The organism is Sphingopyxis sp. 550B (assembly GCF_057401805.1).
The window spans coordinates 600,798-621,304 of sequence record NZ_CM171610.1 but is presented as its reverse complement, the minus strand read 5'-3'; the positions used below and the strand labels follow the sequence as shown (position 1 = coordinate 621,304).

General features: G+C 69.3%; 17 protein-coding genes and 1 tRNA gene. 7 read left to right on the top strand and 11 right to left on the bottom strand.

From position 1 onward, the window contains the following. Positions 1 to 22: 22 nt before the first annotated feature. The 4 genes from AC2S9W_RS02875 (at position 23) to AC2S9W_RS02860 (ending at position 3,097) form a co-directional block, all read left to right on the top strand. Positions 23 to 541, top strand: coding sequence for an ExbD/TolR family protein (locus tag AC2S9W_RS02875; protein WP_067105958.1), 519 nt, complete (start codon positions 23 to 25; stop codon positions 539 to 541). A gap of 35 nt (positions 542 to 576) precedes the next feature. Next, complete coding sequence (locus AC2S9W_RS02870; protein WP_067105956.1) at positions 577 to 1,002, top strand: ExbD/TolR family protein; 426 nt, start codon at positions 577 to 579, stop codon at positions 1,000 to 1,002. A gap of 147 nt (positions 1,003 to 1,149) precedes the next feature. Next, positions 1,150 to 2,460, top strand: a complete 1,311-nt coding sequence (locus tag AC2S9W_RS02865) for a UDP-glucose dehydrogenase family protein (protein ID WP_067186396.1) — start codon at positions 1,150 to 1,152, stop codon at positions 2,458 to 2,460. A 67-nt stretch (positions 2,461 to 2,527) separates the two neighbouring features. Continuing rightward, positions 2,528 to 3,097: a superoxide dismutase family protein gene (locus AC2S9W_RS02860; RefSeq protein ID WP_076077326.1), complete on the top strand. Its 570-nt coding sequence runs from the start codon at positions 2,528 to 2,530 to the stop codon at positions 3,095 to 3,097. A gap of 199 nt (positions 3,098 to 3,296) precedes the next feature. On the opposite strand, the gene AC2S9W_RS02855 is transcribed toward AC2S9W_RS02860, so the two are convergent. Then, positions 3,297 to 4,895, bottom strand: coding sequence for a spinster family MFS transporter (locus AC2S9W_RS02855; protein WP_486571608.1), 1,599 nt, complete (start codon positions 4,893 to 4,895; stop codon positions 3,297 to 3,299). Positions 4,896 to 5,013: 118 nt separating this feature from the next. Here AC2S9W_RS02855 and AC2S9W_RS02850 point away from each other — a divergent pair, with 118 nt between their 5' ends. Next, positions 5,014 to 5,487: a low molecular weight protein-tyrosine-phosphatase gene (locus AC2S9W_RS02850; RefSeq protein WP_486571607.1), complete on the top strand. Its 474-nt coding sequence runs from the start codon at positions 5,014 to 5,016 to the stop codon at positions 5,485 to 5,487. Here the strand turns inward: AC2S9W_RS02850 and thpR are convergent. Beyond that, a complete protein-coding gene (gene thpR / locus AC2S9W_RS02845; RefSeq protein WP_486571606.1) occupies positions 5,469 to 6,011 on the bottom strand; it encodes an RNA 2',3'-cyclic phosphodiesterase in 543 nt (180 codons plus the stop codon). The two genes, AC2S9W_RS02850 and thpR, sit on opposite strands and share 19 nt — an antisense overlap. Positions 6,012 to 6,182: 171 nt before the next feature. Between thpR and AC2S9W_RS02840 the strand changes: the two genes are divergently transcribed. Next, positions 6,183 to 6,911 (top strand): Bax inhibitor-1/YccA family protein, encoded by a 729-nt coding sequence (locus AC2S9W_RS02840; protein WP_067105949.1) that lies wholly within the window; start codon positions 6,183 to 6,185, stop codon positions 6,909 to 6,911. 76 nt (positions 6,912 to 6,987) lie between these two features. Here AC2S9W_RS02840 and AC2S9W_RS02835 read toward each other — a convergent pair whose 3' ends face one another. Continuing rightward, positions 6,988 to 7,623, bottom strand: coding sequence for a glutathione S-transferase family protein (locus tag AC2S9W_RS02835; RefSeq protein WP_486571605.1), 636 nt, complete (start codon positions 7,621 to 7,623; stop codon positions 6,988 to 6,990). Positions 7,624 to 7,691: 68 nt separating this feature from the next. Between AC2S9W_RS02835 and AC2S9W_RS02830 the strand changes: the two genes are divergently transcribed. Further along, positions 7,692 to 8,450 carry a competence/damage-inducible protein A gene (locus tag AC2S9W_RS02830; protein ID WP_486571604.1) on the top strand — a complete coding sequence of 253 codons (759 nt, stop codon included), beginning with the start codon at positions 7,692 to 7,694 and terminating at the stop codon, positions 8,448 to 8,450. Here AC2S9W_RS02830 and AC2S9W_RS02825 read toward each other — a convergent pair. The 8 genes from AC2S9W_RS02825 to AC2S9W_RS02790 form a co-directional block, all read right to left on the bottom strand. Continuing rightward, positions 8,423 to 8,581, bottom strand: a complete 159-nt coding sequence (locus tag AC2S9W_RS02825) for a hypothetical protein (RefSeq protein ID WP_241942013.1) — start codon at positions 8,579 to 8,581, stop codon at positions 8,423 to 8,425. The two genes, AC2S9W_RS02830 and AC2S9W_RS02825, sit on opposite strands and share 28 nt — an antisense overlap. Before the next feature lie 88 nt (positions 8,582 to 8,669). After that, positions 8,670 to 8,743, bottom strand: a tRNA-Gly gene (locus AC2S9W_RS02820). 132 nt (positions 8,744 to 8,875) lie between these two features. Continuing rightward, the gene (locus AC2S9W_RS02815) at positions 8,876 to 11,734 is read right to left on the bottom strand and encodes a CHAT domain-containing protein (RefSeq protein WP_486571603.1); all 2,859 of its coding nucleotides are present in this window, start codon (positions 11,732 to 11,734) and stop codon (positions 8,876 to 8,878) included. A gap of 31 nt (positions 11,735 to 11,765) precedes the next feature. Beyond that, entirely contained in the window at positions 11,766 to 12,359 is a 594-nt protein-coding gene (locus AC2S9W_RS02810; protein ID WP_067186377.1) for a hypothetical protein, read from the bottom strand. Further along, positions 12,356 to 13,696, bottom strand: coding sequence for a sensor histidine kinase (locus AC2S9W_RS02805; RefSeq protein ID WP_486571602.1), 1,341 nt, complete (start codon positions 13,694 to 13,696; stop codon positions 12,356 to 12,358). Before AC2S9W_RS02805 ends, AC2S9W_RS02810 begins: the two co-directional genes overlap by 4 nt. Before the next feature lie 2 nt (positions 13,697 to 13,698). Beyond that, complete coding sequence (locus AC2S9W_RS02800) at positions 13,699 to 14,385, bottom strand: response regulator transcription factor (protein WP_067112595.1); 687 nt, start codon at positions 14,383 to 14,385, stop codon at positions 13,699 to 13,701. A gap of 79 nt (positions 14,386 to 14,464) precedes the next feature. Continuing rightward, the gene (locus AC2S9W_RS02795) at positions 14,465 to 15,343 is read right to left on the bottom strand and encodes a hypothetical protein (protein ID WP_067186376.1); all 879 of its coding nucleotides are present in this window, start codon (positions 15,341 to 15,343) and stop codon (positions 14,465 to 14,467) included. A 113-nt stretch (positions 15,344 to 15,456) separates the two neighbouring features. Continuing rightward, positions 15,457 to 20,499: an alpha/beta hydrolase family protein gene (locus AC2S9W_RS02790; protein WP_104960133.1), complete on the bottom strand. Its 5,043-nt coding sequence runs from the start codon at positions 20,497 to 20,499 to the stop codon at positions 15,457 to 15,459. Between the last annotated feature and the right edge of the window lie 8 nt (positions 20,500 to 20,507).

The window sequence follows — 20,507 nt, the reverse complement described above, 5'->3', positions numbered from 1 at the left end:
TTTGTGACAGGATGCTGATCCTATGGCGATGAGTGTAGGTGAAATTAGCGATGAGGCCCCGATGTCGGAAATCAACGTGATTCCGCTCGTGGACATCATGCTGGTGCTGCTCATCATCTTCCTCATCACGGTTCCCGTGGTGTTGGAGACGGTGAACCTCAAACTGCCCGACGTGCCTTTCGAACCCACGACGACCAAGCCCGAGAACGTCAATATCTCGGTCCGCTCGGCGGACACCGACGGCGATGGCCAGCCCAACGCCGACAGCGCGTCGTGCGAAGTCTATTGGGGCCGGACCCCGGTCGATTCGCGGCAGCTGCTCGAACGCGGGCAGAAGAAGCTCGAGGATCTGATCGAGAAGATCGGCGGCGTGCAGAACATTACCGAAGAGAATTTCCCCGAAGTGCATATCCGCGGCGACGTCAACACGCCGTACCAGTGCATCGGCGGGGTGATCTACACGATGCAATATGCCGGTTTCCAGAAGATCGGGTTCATTTCCGAGCCTGCGCCTGGTTCGGCCACGCTGGGCCGCCTCTAAAGGCGCGATCCCCCCTAGTTTGAAGGAATAACGCCATGTCCGCAGCTGTGAGGGAAGACGGCAATGACGAACCGATGATGGAAGTGAACATGACGCCGCTGATCGACGTCATGCTCGTGCTCCTCATCATGTTCATCATCACCATCCCGGTCCAGACCCACGCGGTAAAGATCGATCTGCCGGTGCCCAACGACGCGCCGACCAATGTTGATCCGGAAAAGAACAAGATCATGATCGACCCGGCCGGGACGATCACCTGGAACGGGACGCCGGTCGATCTGGCGCAACTCACCCAGTATCTCGAGCAGACCAAGACGTTGCCGGTCGAGCCCGAGTTGCAGGTGCAGCCCGACCCCTATGCTCGCTATATCGTCGTCGATCGCGTGATGGCTGTCATCAAGCGCAGCGGCGTCGGCAAGCTCGGCTTCGTCGGCAACGAGCAATATGCCCGCGCCTTCTGATCGCTGATCGGCGCGAGCCGCAAAGAGAACGGGGCCGCGAAGTCATTCGCGGCCCTTTTTCTTTGCGTCTTTTCGCCTTAAGGACGCGCCATCCGCCCGCACCGGTGCGGGGCATCCCACGGCAGTTAGGACAAGAGGTAAGCGCCCATGAAGATCGCCATGATCGGAACCGGCTATGTCGGTCTGGTTTCCGGGGCCTGTTTCTCCGATTTCGGGCACGACGTCGTCTGCGTCGACAAGGACGAAAGCAAGATCGATGCGCTGCACGCGGGCCGTATGCCGATCTACGAGCCTGGTCTCGACGCGCTCGTCGCCGCCAATGTCGCGGCGGGGCACCTATCCTTCACCACCGATCTGGCGACGGCCGTCGCCGGTGCCGACGCGGTGTTCATCGCGGTCGGCACGCCGTCGCGGCGCGGCGACGGCCACGCCGACCTGTCCTATGTCTTCGGCGCCGCCGAGGAACTGGCCGCAACACTTGACCATGACTGCGTGATCGTCACCAAGTCGACCGTTCCCGTCGGCACCGGTGATGAAGTCGAGCGCATCCTGCGCGAGGGCGCGCCGGCGCGTGCGCACAGCGTCGCTTCCAACCCCGAATTCCTGCGCGAAGGCGCGGCGATCGGCGACTTCAAGCGCCCCGACCGCATCGTGATCGGTACCGAGGATGCGCGCGGTGAGGCGGTGCTGCGCGAAGTCTATCGCCCGCTGTTCCTCAACGAGGCGCCGATTCTCGTCACGCGCCGCCGCACCGCGGAATTGATCAAATATGCCGCCAATGCCTTCCTCGCGACCAAGATCACCTTCATCAACGAGATCGCAGATCTGTGCGAGGCGGTCGGCGCCGAGGTGCAGGACGTCGCGCGCGGCATCGGGCTCGACAACCGCATCGGCGCGAAATTCCTCCACGCCGGACCCGGCTATGGCGGAAGCTGCTTCCCCAAGGATACGCTTGCGCTGCTCAAGACCGCGCAGGACCACGACGTGCCGCTGCGCCTTGTCGAGGCGACGGTGCAGGCGAACGATCTTCGCAAGCGCGCGATGGGTCGCAAGATCGTCCAGGCGATGGGCGGCAGCGCGCGCGGCAAGACCGTCGCGCTCCTCGGCCTGACCTTCAAGCCGAACACCGACGACATGCGCGATTCGCCCAGCCTCGCGATCGTCCAGACGCTACTCGACGCGGGCGCGCGGGTGACGGCCTACGATCCCGAAGGCATGGCCATCGCGGCGCCGATGATGCCCGAGGTCGAGATGCAGCAGAGCGCCTATGCCGCGGCCGACGGCGCGCATGCGGTCGCGATCGTCACCGAATGGGATGCGTTCCGCGCGCTCGATTTCGGCCGGCTCGGCGGGGTCATGGCCGATCGCCTGCTCGTCGACCTGCGCAATATCTATCGTCGCGACGAGGTGCTGCGGCACGGTTTCCGCCATATCGCTATTGGAAGCAGCGCCGAATGAGGGCATGATCGCGGACCGAAGCCGTCCGTCCACGCCGGCGGCACCGTGGCAGCAAGGGAGCATCGGAATGATCGAGCATCGGCGGATCGCGCATAGTCTGGTCTGGAGCACGGTCGCGCTCGGCGCGCTGGCGCTGACGGGGTGCGCCACGACGGACAAAGGCGGGTCGAGCAACCTCCCGACGCCCGATGCCTATGCCGAACTGCGCGACGCGCGCGGCGCGGACCGCGGGCGCGTCGACATCTTCCGCGATTCGTCCGGTCTACGGCTGGAGGTCGTGGCACGCGGCTTCGGACCCGGCACCTATGGCATGCATGTCCATGCGGTCGGACAGTGCGCGGCGCCCGATTTCAGCAGCGCCGGACCGCACTGGAACCCGACCGGCGCGCAGCACGGCCGCGACAATCCGATGGGTGCCCACCATGGCGACCTGCCCAATCTGGTCGTCGAATCGGGCATGATCGGCCGCGCGACGCTGCACATGGTCGGATCGCGGCTGACCGGCGAGGGCGGGCTGCTCGACGCCGATGGCGCGGCGTTCGTCATCCACGCCGGCCCTGACGACATGCGGACCGACCCGGCGGGCAACAGCGGCGGGCGCGTCGCCTGCGGCGTGATCGCGACACCGGCGGGCTGAGCGCGTCGGTCTGATTTCCGCGCCTCGCCGATCGGCCTCGCGCCACGCTCCCGGGGCGTGACCTTCTAAATTTTCCGAGCTTCGTGCTCACGCGAAGGTGGGAGCTTGGAGCGGCGAAAGACCTGCGCAGGCGTCAGAACGCTCTGGGTCCCCGTCTGCGCGGGGACACGGCGCTATCCTATTCGAGGATGATCATTCTCTAAACCGGTTCGCCCGCCGAGCGCGCGCGCTCGATGACGTGGGCGGCGGCGTCGGGAACGCGCCGATAGGCGATGACGAGCGCGACGAGGCCGAAAGGCACGATGACCAGCGTCGACAGCACCCCGGTCGACAGGCTGCCGGTCATCGCCGACACCTGTCCGGCCATATAGGGGCCGAGCGCGAGGCCGACGAGCGTCGTTGCGAGGAAGAAGGTCGCGGTTGCGGTGCCGCGCATCCGCGGCAGGACGAGGTCCTGCGTCGTCGCGGCTGCGGCGCCGAGCGCGCTGCTGGCGAGCAGGCCGCCCAGCGAGGCGAAGACGGTGAAGCGGATGAAATCGCCGTTGCCGGGCGTCGACGGCGTCGTGAAGGCGATCACGATCGGGACGATCGGCGCGATCAGGCCGAAGGCGACCACGAGGATGCGGCCCGCTTCGTTGCGCAACCGCAAGCGGTCCGACATGCGTCCGCCGAGGATGACCCCCAGGAAGCCGGCGAGCGCGCCCGAGCCGCCGACCCAGAAACCGACCGTACCGGCATCCTCGCCGAGCGCCTCGAGCGCATAGACCGGCGCGAAGGCGCTCGACGCATAGGAGACGAAGGCGACGGTGCCATAGCCGAGGATGGTGGCGAGGAACGCCTTCGATTCCCAGATCAGGCGAAAGGTCGGGGCGTCGCGGCTGCGCAGCGAACTGGCCCAGGAAAAGACCGCGTAATAGCCGAAGGCGATGCAGATCCATTGCAGCGTCGCGCCGGTCAGCCGGATCATCGCCAGCGCGCCGAGCGCGAGCAGCGCCGCCGCGCCGAGGTTGATCGCCAGCGCCCGCCCGCCGCGCGCCATCGCCGATAGGATGGTGAAGGGCGGGATCACCGCGTATAATTCTTCGAAAAAGCCCTTGAACGGCGTCGGCGAAGGCTGGGTCGGCACGCCGTCGACCAGCCCGCGCACCGGTTCGCGCAGCGTCGCGACCCACGCGGCGAGCAGCAGACCGGGGATGCCGACCGCCATGAACGCCGCCTGCCAGCCGACGAGCCCGAAGGGGCCGCCCTGCGGATAGGCTTCGTTCCAGCCTTCGACGATGAAGCCGCCGATCATCAGCGAAATGCCGCCGCCGAAATAGAGCCCGGCCGAATAGATGGCGAGCGCGGTCGCGCGCATATTCTTCGGGAACAGGTCGGAGATCAGCGAATAGGCCGAGGGGCTGGCGGTCGCCTCGCCGATGCCGACCCCCATGCGCGCCCCGGCAAGCTGGAACTTGTTCGCCGCGAGCCCCGATACTGCCGTCATCGCCGACCAGATGGCGAGGCCGGCGGTGAGCAGCCGGACGCGGTGCCAGGCGTCGGCGAGCCGGCCGAGCGGGATTCCGAACAGCGCATAGAAGACCGCGAAGGCGGTGCCGTAGAGAAAGCCGATATCGGCGTCATCGAGCCCGAGGTCGCGCTTCAGGTCGGGCGCGAGGATCGTGATGATCTGCCGGTCGATGAAATTGAGCACATAGACGAGAAAGAGGATGCCGAGCGCATACCAGGCATAGGAGCGTGAAGGAGGAAGCGGCGCTACGCCAGCGGTCGATTCTGTGTCGCGCGCGGTTTCGACCATCTGGCAAGCCTCTCCCTGACCCGTTATCGCTTTGTCGCCTTCGCTAGCAGAGCCATGGGGGCGCGCAAAGTTGAAAACCGGTTCAACTTTATTTTCTTTCCAGGAGCCAACACAGACCATGATCGACCGGCCCGCAATCCTTTTTCTTTGCCTCGGCAACATCTGCCGCTCTCCACTGGCGGAAGGGGCGGCGCGCGCGGCCTTTGCCGCGGCGCGGATCGAGGCGGCGCTCGATTCGGCGGGCACCGGCGACTGGCATGTCGGCCGCGCCCCCGATCCGCGCGCGCAGGCAGAGGCACGCCGCCGCGGGATCGACATCGGCGACCTGCGCGCCCGCCAGCTCGGGCGCCTGGATTTCCAGCGCTTCGACCTGATCCTCGCCGCCGATACGGCCAATCTGCGCGATGCGCGCGCACTGGCGCCGATCGACGCGACGGCGCGGCTGGCACTGATGCTCGACCTTGTCCCGGGGCGCGCGGGACAAAGCGTCGCCGATCCCTATTATGGCGCGGAGGATGGTTTTGCCGCGACTTGGGACGATGTCAGCGCAGTGGCCGCCGCGCTGGTCGCGACCTATGGTGCGAGCGGATAGCGCGCCACCGGATGGTAGCGCGAGCCGCCATGGCCGAGTTCGCTTTCGTAGAGGACGACATGGTCGAAGGCGAAGGCGGGGCTCGCCAGATCGCCGTGTTGCGCGAGGAAGGCGGCGACCGGCCCCGCCGCACGGTTCAGGCGCGCGATGGTGATGTGCGGCACGAAGGCGCGCGGTTCGGGGGCGAGGCCGACGCGCGCGAGGCGCTGGTCGACCTTGCGATGCAGCGCGGCGAGCGGGGCGTGCGGCTCGATGCCGGCCCACAGCGTGTGCGTTCGTCCCTGCCGCTCGAACAGTCCGACCCCGGCGATGCGTGCGGTCACGGTGGAGGCGTGCAGGCCGCCGAGCGCCGCTGCGATGTCCTCGGCGCGATGGCGGTCGACCTCGCCGATGAAGCGCAGGGTGAGGTGCAATTGGTCGTCGTCCTGCCAGCGCGCCGCCGAGACGCCGTGCATCGCCGCGAGCAGCATCGCGCGAATCGGGCGCGGCGGGCGCAGGGCGACGAACAGGCGATGGGTGGACATGGCGCCAGCATAGGCCCGGCGGCGGCGGATGCCATCCCGCGCGCCGCGCGGCGACGGACGCGGCGGGGAACGTCCGACGGCGCCTTGTCCGGTTTCGCTTGAAACGGCGGCGCGAAATGCCGATATTGTTCCCATGGCCGGTATGCCCTGGCCAGATATGGAGAAACAACAATGGCTAATTGGAACGACCCCAATATGGCGGCGTCCGGCTTTCCTGGCACCGCGCGCGGGATGGATCAGGCCGTCGATGCCGGCCTGCGGTCGTACATGCTGTCGGTCTACAACTATATGGGATCAGGCGTCCTGCTGACCGGTATCGTCGCAATGCTCGCCTATTCGACGGGCTTCACGCTGTCGCTGGTCGGCAGCCCGCTGATGTGGGTGGTGATGCTGGCGCCGCTGGCGTTCGTGATGGTGCTGAGCTTCGGCATCAACAAGCTGTCGACCGGCGCGGCGCAGGCGCTGTTCTGGGCTTATGCCGCGATCATGGGCCTGTCGATGTCGACGATCTTCCTGGCCTTTACCCAGACGTCGATCGCGACGACCTTCTTCGCGACGGCTGCGGCCTTCCTGGGCCTCAGCCTCTACGGCTATACGACCAAGAAGGATCTGTCGGGCTTCGGCACCTTTCTGATCATGGGCGTGGTCGGCATCCTGGTGGCGATGCTGATCAACCTGTTCGTCCAGTCGAGCGCGCTGAGCCTGGCGATCAGCATCATCGGCGTCCTGCTCTTTGCGGGCCTGACCGCCTATGACACGCAGAAGATCAAGAGCATGTACTTCTATGTCCGCGGGACCGACTTCGTCGGCAAGTCGGTGGTGATGGGCGCGCTGACGCTCTACCTCGACTTCGTGAACATGTTCACCTTCCTGCTCAACCTGCTGGGCAACCGCGAATAAGCGGACGGACAAGGCGAAACGAGGAAGCCCGGCGGAGCGATCCGCCGGGCTTTTTCTTTCGGGTCGGGCGCGGCGCTCAGGCCGGCCCCGCCGCCTGCATGTCCGCGATCAGCGCATTGTCGATCTCCTTCGCGCGCTTGTAGCCCGTGCGCTCGCGCAGGGGCGCGACATAGACTTCGAACGCCGGGCGCGATGGGATGGTGCCGAATTGCAGGCCCCAGTCGATCTGGCTGCCGACATAGACATCGGCGGCGCTGAAGCGGTCGCCGGCGACGAAGGCCTTGCCCGCGACCGCGCCTTCCAGCGCTTCGAGCACGGATGCGAGCGAGCCGAAACCCGCCATCCGTTGCTGATCGGCCTCGGGTTCGAACCCGAACTGCTTCGCGGTGATCGCCTGTTCGAGCGGCCCGGCGGCGAAGAAGAGCCAGCGGTAATAATCGGCGCGGTCGCCCGGCGCTGGCGCAAGGCCCGCGTCCGGAAAGGCGTCGGCCAGATAGGCGCAGATCGCCGCGCATTCGGTGACGGTCCTGCCGGCATGGACGATCGCCGGAACCTTGCCCATCGGATTGATCGCCAGATAATCGGCGCCCTTCATCGTCGTCCCATAGTCGAGCAGCCGCGTTTCGTAGGGCGCGCCGATCTCTTCGAGCATCCAGCGGACGATCTGCCCGCGCGACATGGGATTGGTGTAGAAGATCAGTTCGGCGGCCATCGCGCACCTTCCTTTCATGGCATATCCGGCACCCTTGTTTTGTCATGGCAGCAGGTTAAGGCAAGGGGATGAGCGACGAACGCATCTGGACCGCCGCCGCGCTGGTGATCGGCGACGAAATCCTTTCCGGCCGCACGCAGGACAAGAATGTCGCGCAGATCGCGACCTGGCTCGACGTGCAGGGAATCCGCCTGCGCGAGGTGCGCATCGTCCCCGATGACGAGGCGGAGATCGGCGACGCGCTCAACGCGCTGCGCGCGCGCTACGACTATGCGTTCACCACCGGCGGCATCGGGCCGACGCACGACGACATCACCGTCGACGCGGTGGCGAAGGCGCTGGGGGTCGCGGTGGTGATCCATCCTGAGGCGCGCGCGATCCTCGAACGCTATTACACCACGCGCGGCGGGCTGACCGAGGCGCGGCTGCGCATGGCGCGCGTTCCCGACGGTGCCGAACTGATCCCCAACCGCATGTCGGGCGCGCCGGGCATCAGGCTAGGCAACCTGTTCCTGATGGCGGGGGTTCCGCACATCACCGCGGGGATGCTCGACGCGCTGACCGGCACGCTGGAGGGCGGGGCGCCGCTGGTCGCGCGTACGATCGGCGCTTGGGCGCCCGAAAGCGAGATTGCCGACGTCCTGCGCGCGGCCGAGCGCGATCATGCCGGCGTCGCGATCGGCAGCTATCCCTTTTTCCGCGAGGGACGCACCGGCGCCAATTTCGTCATCCGCTCGACCGACGGCGCGGCCGTCGCCGCCTGCGTCGCGGCGCTCACCGTGGCGATCGAGGCGGCGGGCTATGCGGTCACCGACGGCGGCATCTGATCGCCCGTCTCGCTCGCCGACCGCGTAACGCGCGGCAGGCGGCGCAGCATCGCGACGGCGAGCAGGCCGAAGGCCGCCGCGACGAAGGCGCCGAACGTTGCGGCGTCGCGGTCGCCGAAGCGCGCGACCATCGGCAATCACCGGGAGCCAGAGAATGCCCAAAAATAGTCAGTTTTCTGGGTTTTTTCAACCATCAGTGCCCGCGCGCAGTCGTCAAGATGGAGCGGGTGAAGGGAATCGAACCCTCGTCGTAAGCTTGGGAAGCTTCTGCTCTACCATTGAGCTACACCCGCGTTTCAAAGGCTCAACCGTTATTTCGTGCGCCGCTTTACGGCGCATTTTACAGTTGCCTTCGCGATGCGTCGCCTTTGCCGCCAAAGCGGGCGCCGGTCAATCCACAGAATGCGGCTGCGGCCCGCACCCGTTCAGCGCGAGAAGAGCTCGAAGGGGGCCCAGAGCGCGGGGTGATCGGCGCGGGCTTCGCCGTCGCGGCCGGTGCGGACCGCCGCGATGGCGGCGCGCAGCGCGGCGGGGGGATCCTCGCCCGCGCGCATCCCCTTGACCATACCGACCGACAGCCGCCGCGCGATATCGTCGCGGACCGGCCAGTGGCTGGCCATCACCCGCTCGGCGCCGGCGAGGAAGAAGCCCTCGACGAGGCCCGACAGCTGCGGTCGGTCGGTTCCCGCCGCCCCCGCGGTGTTGCACGCCGACAGGATGACGAGCCGGGCCGGCAGGGTCATCCCGCCGATCTCGCTGGGCTTGAGCAGGCCATCGTCGCCGCCCGCCGGGGTCAGCAGCAGCGCAGGTTCGTCGAGCCCGTCGAGCTCGCCCGACAGCAGGCCGTGGGTGGCGAAGGCGAGCACCGCGCCCTGCGGTACCGGCATCGCCCGAAGCTGCGCCTCGGTCGCGTCGTCGCCGATCAGCAGCCGCGCGCCGTCATCGCCCAGCGCCGCGGCCAGCGCCGCCAGTTCGCGCGGCGCGCCGGGCAGTGCGGGCAGCTCGTCGATCGCGCGCGCCGTCCCTGCCGACCGCATCGCCATCAGCGTCCCGGCGCGCCCGCTCTCGACCCCGCCGAGGCCGATCAGCACCGCGTCCGCCGGCCCGGCATCGGGCGCGGCGTCGCCCGCGCGCGGCGCGCGCACCATCCGGCTGACCGTCGTCCGGTCGGCCAGATAGCCGGGCTTCCCGACGTCGGGAACGAGCAGCCCGAACGGCAGGGCGCCGAGCGATCCGTTGGCGATCACGGCCAGCCTGCGCGTCGCGGCGAGCCATTTTGCCGTCGCGCCGGGAAAGAGGCGGGCATGAAGTTCGGCGGCGGCAGCGCGGTCGAAGGTGTCCTTCTCGCCCGCGTCGATCGAGGCACGCAACCGGCCGACGAGCGCGTCGATCGGTGCGTCGGCGGCGATCAGATATTGCTGCGTCTTGCCGCCGCCGGCCGCGGTGACGAGCCAGGGTCCGCCAAGGTCGGTCATCATGACGGTTGCGGCCGCGCGCGAACCCGCTGCTTCGAGATCCGCCAGCCGCGACGGCATGAAGAGGAGCGCCGCCCGCTGATCGGGCGTCAGCGTGGCGTCGAGCGCGGCGATCGCCTGCCGGTTACCGTCCAGCTCGCGGGTCAGGCCGGCGAGGTCGAAGGCGGCATCCGGGCGCATCAGATTGGCGTCGAGCTTCGCTTCCAGTCCCTGGCGCGCGGCGAGGAGCTGGCGGCGCTCCCCCGCGATGGCGGCCAGCGCCGGATCGGCGGCGGCGGCGCGTTCGCTGGCGGCGACGGCGAGCGCATCGTCGAGGCTGCTGCGCGCCGCCCACTGCTGCGCCTCGAACGCGTCCTCGACCGCGCCGCGCCGCGCGAAAATCTCCGCCAGCCAGCCATAGGCCGGGCGCTGCCGCTCCGCCTGCGCCGAGCCGCGCGCGAGATGGGCATTGCCGGTCAGCGCGTCGAACAGCGCGCGCGCGTCGGCGACCAGATCGGTGGCCGGCCGGGCATCGCCGCGATCCTCGGCGCGCAGCAGCAGCGCGCGGCCGAGCAGTAGGTCGGGATGGTCGGGCGGCAGCATCCCGGTGCGCAGCGCCACCGCTTCGCGCGCGGCGCCCGCCGCCGCGGCCCAGTCGCCGTTCGCGAAGGCCGCCTTCGCCAGATTGTCGCGGGCGTTGGCGCGGTCGCGATGCCCCTCCGGCAGACGCGCGTCGCGGATCGCGATCAGGTCGCGCGCCAGCGCCGCCGCCTCGGCGCCATGGCCGGTGGCGATCAGCGCGATCAGCCGCGTGTCGCGCGCGGCGAGCGCGCGGTCGCTCTCCGCGCCGAGCTGCGCGTCGATGATCGGCGTCGCGGCGTCGAGAAAGGCGATGGCGTCGTCATATTGGCCGGCGCGGATCAGCGCCTGCGCGAACTGCACGCGCATCGCCGCGCTGTTCTGGTTGGGGCCGCCGCCCGCTTTCTCGATCAGCTCATAGGCGCGGCGGATCATCGGCATCGCATCGTGCGGCCGGTTCAGCCGGAACAGGATCGCGCCCAGATTGGCATAGAGGTTGGCCATCATCGGGTGATCGGCCCCGATCGCGTTGCCGAGGCGTCCGATCGCCTCCTGCGCGGTCGCGATCGCTTCCTCCGTACGCCCCGACGAATAGAGATAGACGACGCGATTGGCGTTCCAGATCGCGACGTCGCCCGGCACCGGATTCAGCGTCAGGCCGACCGCGATCGCTTCGGCGTTGCGCGCCAACGCATCGTCGAGCCGCCCATGCTCCAGATAGGAGGCGGCGAGATTGGACAGGGTGGTGGCGTGATCGCGCGGTGCGACGCCCGCGGGATTGGCGGCATAGTCGGCGACCAGCCGCTCGTTGATCGCCAGCGACGCGGCGTGATCGCCCTTGAAATTGAGGATATAGGCGCGCAGGTTCAGCGCGTTGCGCCAGTCGGCGCGATAGGCGGGGGCGGCGGCGAGGATCGGGATGATCCGGTCCGCCTCGGCAAGCGCCTGGTCCATCTCCCCGGCCGCCGCGCGTCCCATCGCGACGTAGAGCGAGCGCGCGGCGATTTCGGGATGGTCCGGGGGATAGAGCCGGCGCGCCTCGACGAGCGCATCGGCCGCGGCGGCACGATAGGCGGCGGGATCGGCTTCCGAATCGGCAGCCTCAAAACGCGCGATCAGCGTGTCGAGCCTTGTGCGGTCGGGCGGGCGGTCAGGCGCGGCGGCGGGGGCGGCCGACGCGGCGGCGCTCCATGCCAGGCCCACCGCCAACAGCGCCGCGCGCGCGGGCCTCTTGCCCATTCCCCTGGTCATTGCGTCCCCCCTTTTGGTCCCCGTGACGGCCTCAATCGACCACCAGATAATAGCGCGCGGCTGCGGCGCCCGCGTTGTTGAGTTCGATCCGATAGCGCTGCGTGAAGACCGGCGTGAAGCGGCAGTCGCGCGCCGACGCCGGCGCGCGTTCGCAGACCAGCTTGCCTGCGGCGTCGTAGAGCCGCAGCCGCAGGTCGTCCCGCGGCCGCGAATTGGCGGCGACCGTCGCCGCCTGCCCCGACAGGAAGAGCTGTTCGAGCTGCGTCGCCGCCCCGGGCGCCAGCGTGCCGCGAACATAGCCGGGACCGAGCGCGCGGCCGCGCAGCGGCGGGACGTCGCCCGGCACCGCCGCGCGCCACAGCGGCACCGGATCGGGCGCCCCGGGGTCGAGCGGGCGGGCGCTGCGCCGCGTGATGCGCGTCAGCGCCGCGACGAGCGCCGGCCTGTCCTGCGCCTCGAACGCCGTATCGGCGGCGGCGAGGTCGGCGGCGAGCTGGCTGGCCCGCGATTCGGCGGCCGCGGCGGTGCGCGCCGCCGGCGGCTCCGAGCCGTGCGCGGCGCATCCGGACAGCGCTGCCCCCGCAAGGCCGATGCCCCATGTCCGTCCCCATTGGCGTCCGTTCATGCCGCTCCCTCTTTCACGACGAACCTGGCGCCCCGGTCGGATGGCATCAGGCGGATGGTCAGATCGTGGCGCTCGGCGATCGCGCGCGCAAGCGCGAGGCCGAGGCCGCTTCCCGGTATATCGTGCCGGGTGCCCGCGACGCGGTGGAAGCGCCGGAAGATTTTCTCGCGCTCGGCCTCGGGGACGCCCGGGCCGTCGTCCTCGACCGTCAGCACCGGCCCGGGCGCGAGCCCGAGCCGCACGCTGCCGCCTGCGGGGACATATTTGAAGGCGTTGTCGAGCAGGTTGGTGACGAGCTGGCCGAGCTGCGTCTCCTCGCCGTCGATCGTCACGCCGGGTTCGACGACCCAGGTGAAATCATGCCCCGATTCCTCGGCGCTGTCGGCGTAAAGCTCGCAGATGCGCGTCACCATCTCGCTGAGGTCGACGGGCTTCAGTCCGTGCCGGTCGCCCTGCCGCGCCTTGCTCGCGGCGATGTCGAGCAGCGATTCGAGCATCGTGACGAGCCGCTTGATGTCGACGCGCGCTTCGAGCAGCCGTGCCGCGACCGTCTCGCCCGGCCCCGCGGCGAGCGCCTTGGTCAGCCGCCCGTCGAGATGCATCAGCGGGGTGCGGATTTCGTGCGCGATCTGGTCGGTGGTTTCGCGATAGGCCTCGATCAGCCGCTTCTGCCGCGCCAGCGCCGCGGCGCTGTGCCCGGCCAGTTCGTCGATCTCGTCGCTTTCCGCGTCGGCGGTCATCGCGATCAGCCGCTCTTCGTCGGGATCGCGGAAGGCGTCGTTGATGCGCTCGATCCGCCAGTGCAGCCGCCCCGCCGCGATCTTGCCGAGGGTGCCGACGAGCAGCACGAACAGCGCGCCGCCGGCGAGGAAGACCAGCGCGACGCGCCAGCGCAGCGGCGCGCCGCCGCGCGTCTCGCGCGCGACAATCAGTTGCAGGTCGGGGCCGAGCCGCGTCGCGCGGGCATGGGCGCGCGTGCCTTCGCCGAGGCGGATCGACCCGCTTTCCGAGATCGCCGGGTCGAGCCGCGGCCAGGTGCGGATATCGCCCGCGATCCATCGCCCCCGCGCGTCGGCGAGCATATAATGCGGCGCGCCGCCGTCCGACGGCGTGATCGCGAGCCGGTCGCGAATCCGGCGTTCGAGTTCGGCCCGGCCGCTCGTCGCATGGATGTCGGCAAGCCCCGCGAGATCAACGTCGACCGCCTTGTGCGCCGATTCGGCGACCGTCGCGCGGATGGTCTGGTCGGTGAGCGCCCACAGCGCGGCGAGCAGCACCATCGACAGCAGGATCGCGGCGAGGACGATCCGCGAAAAGATCGAGCGGCGCGCCGCCACCCTCAGCGCCCGTCGAGCAGGCGGTAGCCCGAGCCCCAGATGGTTTCGAGCGCGGGGGCGCCGAAGCCGTCCTCCAGCTTGCGGCGCAACCGGCCGACATTGACGTCGACGACGTTGGTCTGCGGGTCGAACGACATGTTCCACACGTCGCGCAGCAGCATCTCGCGCGTCACCACCTCGCCCGCATTCTCCATGAAATAGCGGAACAGCTCGAACTCGCGCGGGCTGAGCGCGAGGTGGCGGTTCTGGCGAAAGGCGGTGCGCGCCTTCACATGGCATTCGAAGGCGCCGTAGAGGATCACCGCGCTATGTTCGCGCCCCGACGCACGGCGATAGAGCGCGCGCAGCCGCGCCATCAGCTCCTCGGCCTCGAACGGCTTGGCGAGATAATCGTCGGCGCCGGCGTCAAGCCCTTCGGCGCGGTCGCTGGTGCGGCCGAGCGCCGACAGCATCAGCACCGGGGTGCCGACGCCGCTTTCGCGCAGGCGCCGGAGGATGGTCAGCCCGTCGAGATCGCCAAGCATGCGGTCGAGGATGATGACGTCGAACTTTTCCATCCCGGCGCGCAGCAGCCCGCCGGTGCCGCTATTCTCCCAGACGAGCGTATCGCCGCGCGCCGCCGCGAGTTCCTGAATCTCGCCGGCCGCGCGCTGGTCATCCTCGACATACAGGATCTTCAGCGTTTCCATGCTGTTGGCGCCATCTTCCCCCAGGATAAGCGACCCCGGCCCTTCTGGCATAGCCAGGGGGCCGGGGCAAGCGGGGCGCTCAGCCAAGGTCCTCGACCGACACCCAGCCCTGGGTGCCATAGCTGTCCTTGACCTCGATGAAGAGGCCGTTGCGCTGGCCGGTGGGGACAAGGTCGGTCCCGGCGCGCAGCGCGCGCACCGTGGCGGCGTCGGCGGCGGGGGCCGCGCGCATCACCGTGTCGATCGCGACCTGTGTTCCCGCTGACGCCGCGGCGGCCTGCGCCGGCCGGGCCTTCGGGATCGCGGCGATTGCCGAACCCTGTGCCGAGACGGCGTTGAACGCCTTGACGAAGGCCTCGACCAACATCTTGCCGTCCTTGCTGCCGGCGTAGCCGCTCGCGTTCGCCGCGGCGGACCAGGCGTTGGCGCCGCCGAAGCTGATCGACGTCTTGCGCACTTCGCCGGTGCCCGCGACGATCGCCTGGCCGGTCGCGGGGCTGAGCAGCTTGATGCCCGCCGCGACGCGCTTCTTCTTGCCGCCGAGGCCGCCGAAGGCGCCGAACAGGGCACCGCCCACCGGCACCTTGGAGATGATGCTGGTCGCGGCGCCCGATCGGACGAGACCCTCGACCGCCGCCGACTTCGCCATCTCGACCGACTTGTCGACCTCTTCCGAATCGCCCGCAACGACGTTCATCAGGAAATCGGCGGGGGTGCCGCTCGCCGGGCTGTGCGGGGTGAAGCAGCCCGATTCGATCGCGAGCGAATTGATCAGCTCGCGCGGGGATCCGAGGCCGTAGTCGGACCAGCCCTGCGTGTCGCCTTCGACCACGGCGATGGAGCCATAGCTTTGCGCGCATTTGTTGAGCGCGACCGCTTCCTGCTCGGCGGCCATCGCCGATGGGGCGGTGCCGGCGAGCAGCGCGGCGGCGGTGATCAGCGTAACCTTCGTCTTCATGGAAATTCCCTCCCTTGGCTTGTGGGTCGCGCCGATCATGCCGGGCACGGCCGGCGCGGCCCACACACCAAGGCTGTCAGAGAGATGACAATCGCCGTTAGGGACCGGCGATCTCAGGGCACCGGGGGCGCGGGGGGTTGCGCGGCGAAGGTCGCGACGCCGCTGACCGCCAGGCTTCCGTCCTTGATCGCATAGCCGAGGCCGACATGCGATGCCCCCGGTCCGAACAGGGCGCCGCGCACATCGCTCGAACAGCTGACCGTGCAGCTCGCGGCGGTCGTTCCGCTGATCATCGGGGCGCCTTCGAACGCGGTCCGGTCGAGTCCCAACAGGTTCTGGCCGCCGTTGGCCGGGTTGGCCGCGCCGCCAGCGGTTCGGACTTCCCATCCATATTGATCGATGGCGACGGCGAAATCGAAACCGACCTTTTTCGTCGCGAAATCGACCGCAAGGTTGCCGGTGAAGGTGCCGGGTTCCAGATTACCCGCGCGGTCGACCGGCCGCGTCTGGCCGATCAGTTGATATTCGACCCCGCCGCTGGTCGGCAGCGCCGATGCCAGCGTGCCCGTCAGGATTGGATTGCCCGAATTGGGCAGCTTGGGGTTGCCGGCCCCGATATTATTGACGTCGAGCCAGCGTGCCCAGCCGATCACGCCGTTGACGCTGCCGCTTTCCTCTGCCGGCCCGCGATGCTCCGGCAGGACGCCGACCGGCGATCCGTTGCTGCGCGTCCATTGGGTGACCATCCCGTTCGCGTCATAGGTGACCTTTGAATTATAGGCGGAGTCGTTGGTCCGGGCGTAGGTCACGTTGAGCACATATTGGTTGGTATATTCGCCGGTCGAGAAGGTCGGGGCGGGCTGTGCCTCGAAGGCCGCGACGCCGATCACCTCGTTGGTCGAAGTTCCCAGCTGGACGACATATTCGAGGCCCATTTCCTTGCCCGCGGGGCCCGCGAGGAAGCCGCTCCAGATCGCCCGGCAGCTGGTGGTGCAGGTGCCGCCCGTGCTCGTCACATTGCCGTTCGCGCCAATGGCATAGAAGGCCCCGTTGGAGAGCGAAAGCTCGCTCGCCGACAGATTGGCGAGCCCCCCGGCGGTCCGGGCCGTGAAGCGATCGCTGTTATAGTCGAACACCAGGTCGATCCCGACCTTGGCCTGCGTGCCGAACTGCACCGCCGCGGCGCCGCTGACCAGCGTGCCCGGCGCAGCCGCGCCATAGCCCTGCGTCGGCCGTGTGCCGCCGACGAGCTGATAGTCGACGCGCCCCGAAGCGGGCAGGTTGGTGGCCGGGGCTCCGACGATGAAGTGATAGCCCTGGTTGTCGGACAGCGTGACGGGCCCGCGACCGCCGGTGCCGGCGTTGCGCCGCATGTCGAGCAGGCCGCCGGTCCAGCGCGTCCATTGCAGGACGCCGCTGTCGCTCGCCCCGCTGTCGGCGTGCGTCGCGGTGCCGATCCGGTCGTACCCGCCATAGGTGCCGATCGTGCGCACGCCGACGATCGCGCCGCTCGCGTCGATCTCGTACCCCTGGTTCGCATTGGGGCTGGAGGTGACCGACAGGTTGATCGGGTGGATGGTATAGGCGTCGTAGGTCGAGCTGAGCCGTGCCTCCGAACTCAGAAGGTTGGCGGTCACGAAGGTCGGCTCGGGCGGCGGACCGCCCGAAAGCGTGCCGTTGCCGAAGATCGCCGCGCCGATCGCCGCCTTGGCGCTGCCCAGATCATTATGGGCGGCATAGGTCAGGCCGAGCTGGTTCGCGTTGCCGGCAAAGACGCCGCTGGCGTCGAACTGGCAATTGGTCGTCTGGCAATCGGCCCCGGCGACGCCGGGGACGAGGATGCGGAAATTGCCGCCGCTCGCCAGGGTCAGCGCGGTCTGGGACTGGGTCGGGTCGGTCACGCCGCCGGCGGTCGCATAGCGGAACGTCCGGTCGGGCTGACCGACGAGGCCGGGCATCGTCACCGTGGCGTCGAAGGCGACCTTGGGCGCGGCGCCGAGGACGATCGCCATGTCGCCGGCGAAGCCGCCCGCCGGCAGCGAGCCGTCGACCATCGTCGGCCGCGTCGCGGCGAGCAGGTCATAGGCGATGACGCCCTGCGCAGGCAGCGCGAAGCCCGCATCGACCGGCCGCGCGAGCAGATAGTGGAAGCCTTGGGCTGCGCTGAGCGTGAAGGGATTCGCGCCCGTGCTGACGCCGTCGCTCCAGCGGCCGATCACGATGTCGGCGTTGCCCGATATGTCGGTGACCGTCGTCGTCCCCCTGGTGCGTGTGACGCCGCCCGCCCGCGTGTAGCTGGTCAGGCCGCCGTCGCCGTCCAGCGCATAGGCGGTGGTCGTGAAGCCGGCTTCGCTGCCGGGCACCGTCTGCCCGTTGCCGACGTTCAGCGTGGTGACGAAATTGACCGCCGCCGTCGCCGGATTGAAGCCGCCCGCATAGGCAAGCCGCGGCGGCTGGGGGACGCTATTATATTGCGGGTCCGGGGGCGTGTTGACCGGCAGGCCGGCGAACTGGTCGGGGTCGGCGCCGGTGCCCAGCCAGGCGAGATAGTCGGTCAGGAAGACGAGCGCCGTGTCGGAAAGCTGCGCCTGAAGCACCCCCGCGTCGCCGAGCAGCGCCAGATAGGTTTCGATCTGTTCGGGGGTCAGCGCCGCATAGTCGGACGGCCGCCCACCGCCGAGAACGAAGGCGTACCAGGCCTGCACGGCGGCGAGATAGTCCGAATAGACGGGCAGGGCGGCATATTTCAGCGGATCGCCGCCGGCGCGCACGAAGGCGTAATATTGCGCGAAGAAGGCGTTGAGGCTCGCGTGCGAGGCGAAGCCACCCGCCGCGTCGAGCGCCGCGAGATAGGCGTTGATCTGCGCCTGCGTCAGCGCCGCATAGCCCGTCGGCAGGCCGCCGCCGGCGAGATAGGCGTAATAGGCGTTCAGCGCCGCGACATAGTCGGCATAGACGGGCAGCCCGGCGAAGCCGTTGGGCGCGCCGCCGCCGGCCAGATAGGCGAAATAGGCGTCGAGCAGCCCGGCATTGGCGCCGAGCAGGTCGCCCGTCTGCCCCGCCGCGGCGATCGCCGAGAGATAGGCGCGCAGCGTCGCGAGGCTCTGCGCGTCATAATCGGCGGGCAGTCCACCGCCCGCGAGGAAGGCCGCATAGCCGTTGAGCGCGGCGGCGAAGGCGGGATAATCGGGCGGCACCGGCAGTCCGGCGAACAGGTCGGGATCGCCGCCGCCGGCGACGAAGGCGAAATAGCCGGCATAGAAATCGGCGAGGCTGTCGAGGAAGGCCCCGCTCGCCCCCGCGCTGTCGAGCGCGGCCAGATAGGCGCGGATTTGCGCCTGCGTCAGCGCAGTATAGCCCGACGGCACACCGCCGCGCGCCAGATAGTCGTAATAGGCCGCGAGCGCCTGAGCATAGCCCGTAAAGACGTTTGCGTTGAGCCCCGCGAAGGCATCGGCCTGGCCGCCTCCCTGAAGGAACGCCAGATAGGCGGCGAAGAAATCGGCCCGCTCGCCGAGGAAGCGGTCGAGCGCGCCCGCCGCCTGGAGCTGCGCGAGCCAGGCCTGGAGCTGCGCGAGATCGGCGCCGCTGTAGGCCGAGGGCAGGTTGCCCGCGGCAAGAAAGGCGAAATAGGCGTCGAGCTGGCTGGCATAGCCCGCGAAGACATTGGCGGGCAGGCCGGCAAAGGCGTCGGGCGCGCCGCCGCCCTGGAGGAAGGCGAGATAGGCGGCATAGAATTGCGCCTTGTCGCCCGCCAGCGTCGTCAGCAGCCCGGCGCTCGACAGCGTCTCGAGATAGGCGCGCAGCGTCGCCGCGTCGAGCGCGGCATAGCCGCTCGGCAGGCGGCCGCTTGCCAGCCATGCGAAATAGGCGTCGAGCGCGTTGCGATACTGGCCTGCGAAGGCGAGGCCGCCCTTGTCGAGATAGGCGGCGAGCAGCGCGCGGTCGGCCGCGCTCAGCGCCTCGGCCAGCCCGCTGTCGGACAGGAAGCGGATATAGGCATCGAGCGTCGCGGCGCTCGCCTGCGTGAAATCGGCCGGCACGCCGCCGCCGCGGATGAAGGCGAAATAGGCCTGCGTCAGTTCGGTGAAGCCTTGCCCGAAGCGGTCGGGATCGCCGCCGCCGCGCAGGAAGGCGAGATAGGCGTCGACCAGCGTCCGGTCGCGTGCGGCGAGTTCGGCGAGCCGTCCGCTGCGCGCCGCATAGGCGAGGAAGGCGTTGATGTCGGCAAGGCTCGCGCGTTCGAAGCGCGACGGCGCCGCGCCTGAGCGGATCAGGTCGAGATACTGGCCGAGGAAGCCGGCATAGGCGGTGAGGAAGTCGGCACCGCCGCGCCCCGAGGCGAGCCAGCCCAGATAGGTGCGGATGATGTCGGCCTGCGCGGCGGGGAAGGGCGTGCCGCCATAGGCGCGCTCCAGCCCGCCCGCGGCGGCGACCAGCCGCGCGAGGTCGCCGCTCGGAAAGCGTTCGATCGCGGGGTTGGCGACCGCGGCGTCGACGCGTCGTGCCGCCGCCAATATGTCGCTCGACGCGCCCGCTGCGGCGAGCGCGTCGCCCAGCGTCACCGGCACGCCGTTCTGCGCCGCCGCCGCCGGGCCGTCCGCCGCCATGTCGGCGACCTGCGCCGCATCATCGCTCGCGTCGGGGGTGGTCTGCGCCCCGTTTGACACGACTAGCTCGGGCTTCCTGCCCGGCGCGACGGCGAACATCTCGCCGGTGCCGAAACGGCGCAGCGCGTCGGCGCGGCCGATGAAGGCCTGTCCGGTCAGCACATGGCCGCGCGCGGCGCCGTCGGCGGCGACGCTGAAGCTCGCCGCCGATCCGCGCCCGGTCACGCGGCCCTCGACCCCGTCGGGCATCCGCACGATCGTCGTGGCGTCGCCCCCGGCGACCGTCACGCTGCCGGCATAGAGGTCGACCGACCCGTCGGCATTGATGCGATAGTCGGCGGTGTCGAGCACCGACACGACGGCGCCATTGTCCAGCCGGACCTGCTTCAGCCCCGCGATCTGGTTGACCCGCTCGCCGATCTGCGGCTGCGTCTCGCCTTTCGACGAGAAGAGGATGTGCGCGGCGAACGCGGGGGTGGCGAGCGACAGGCTGGAGGCGGTGACCATCAGCGCGGCGCCGAGGCGAAGCTTCGGATTAGGGGTCATGGCGATAT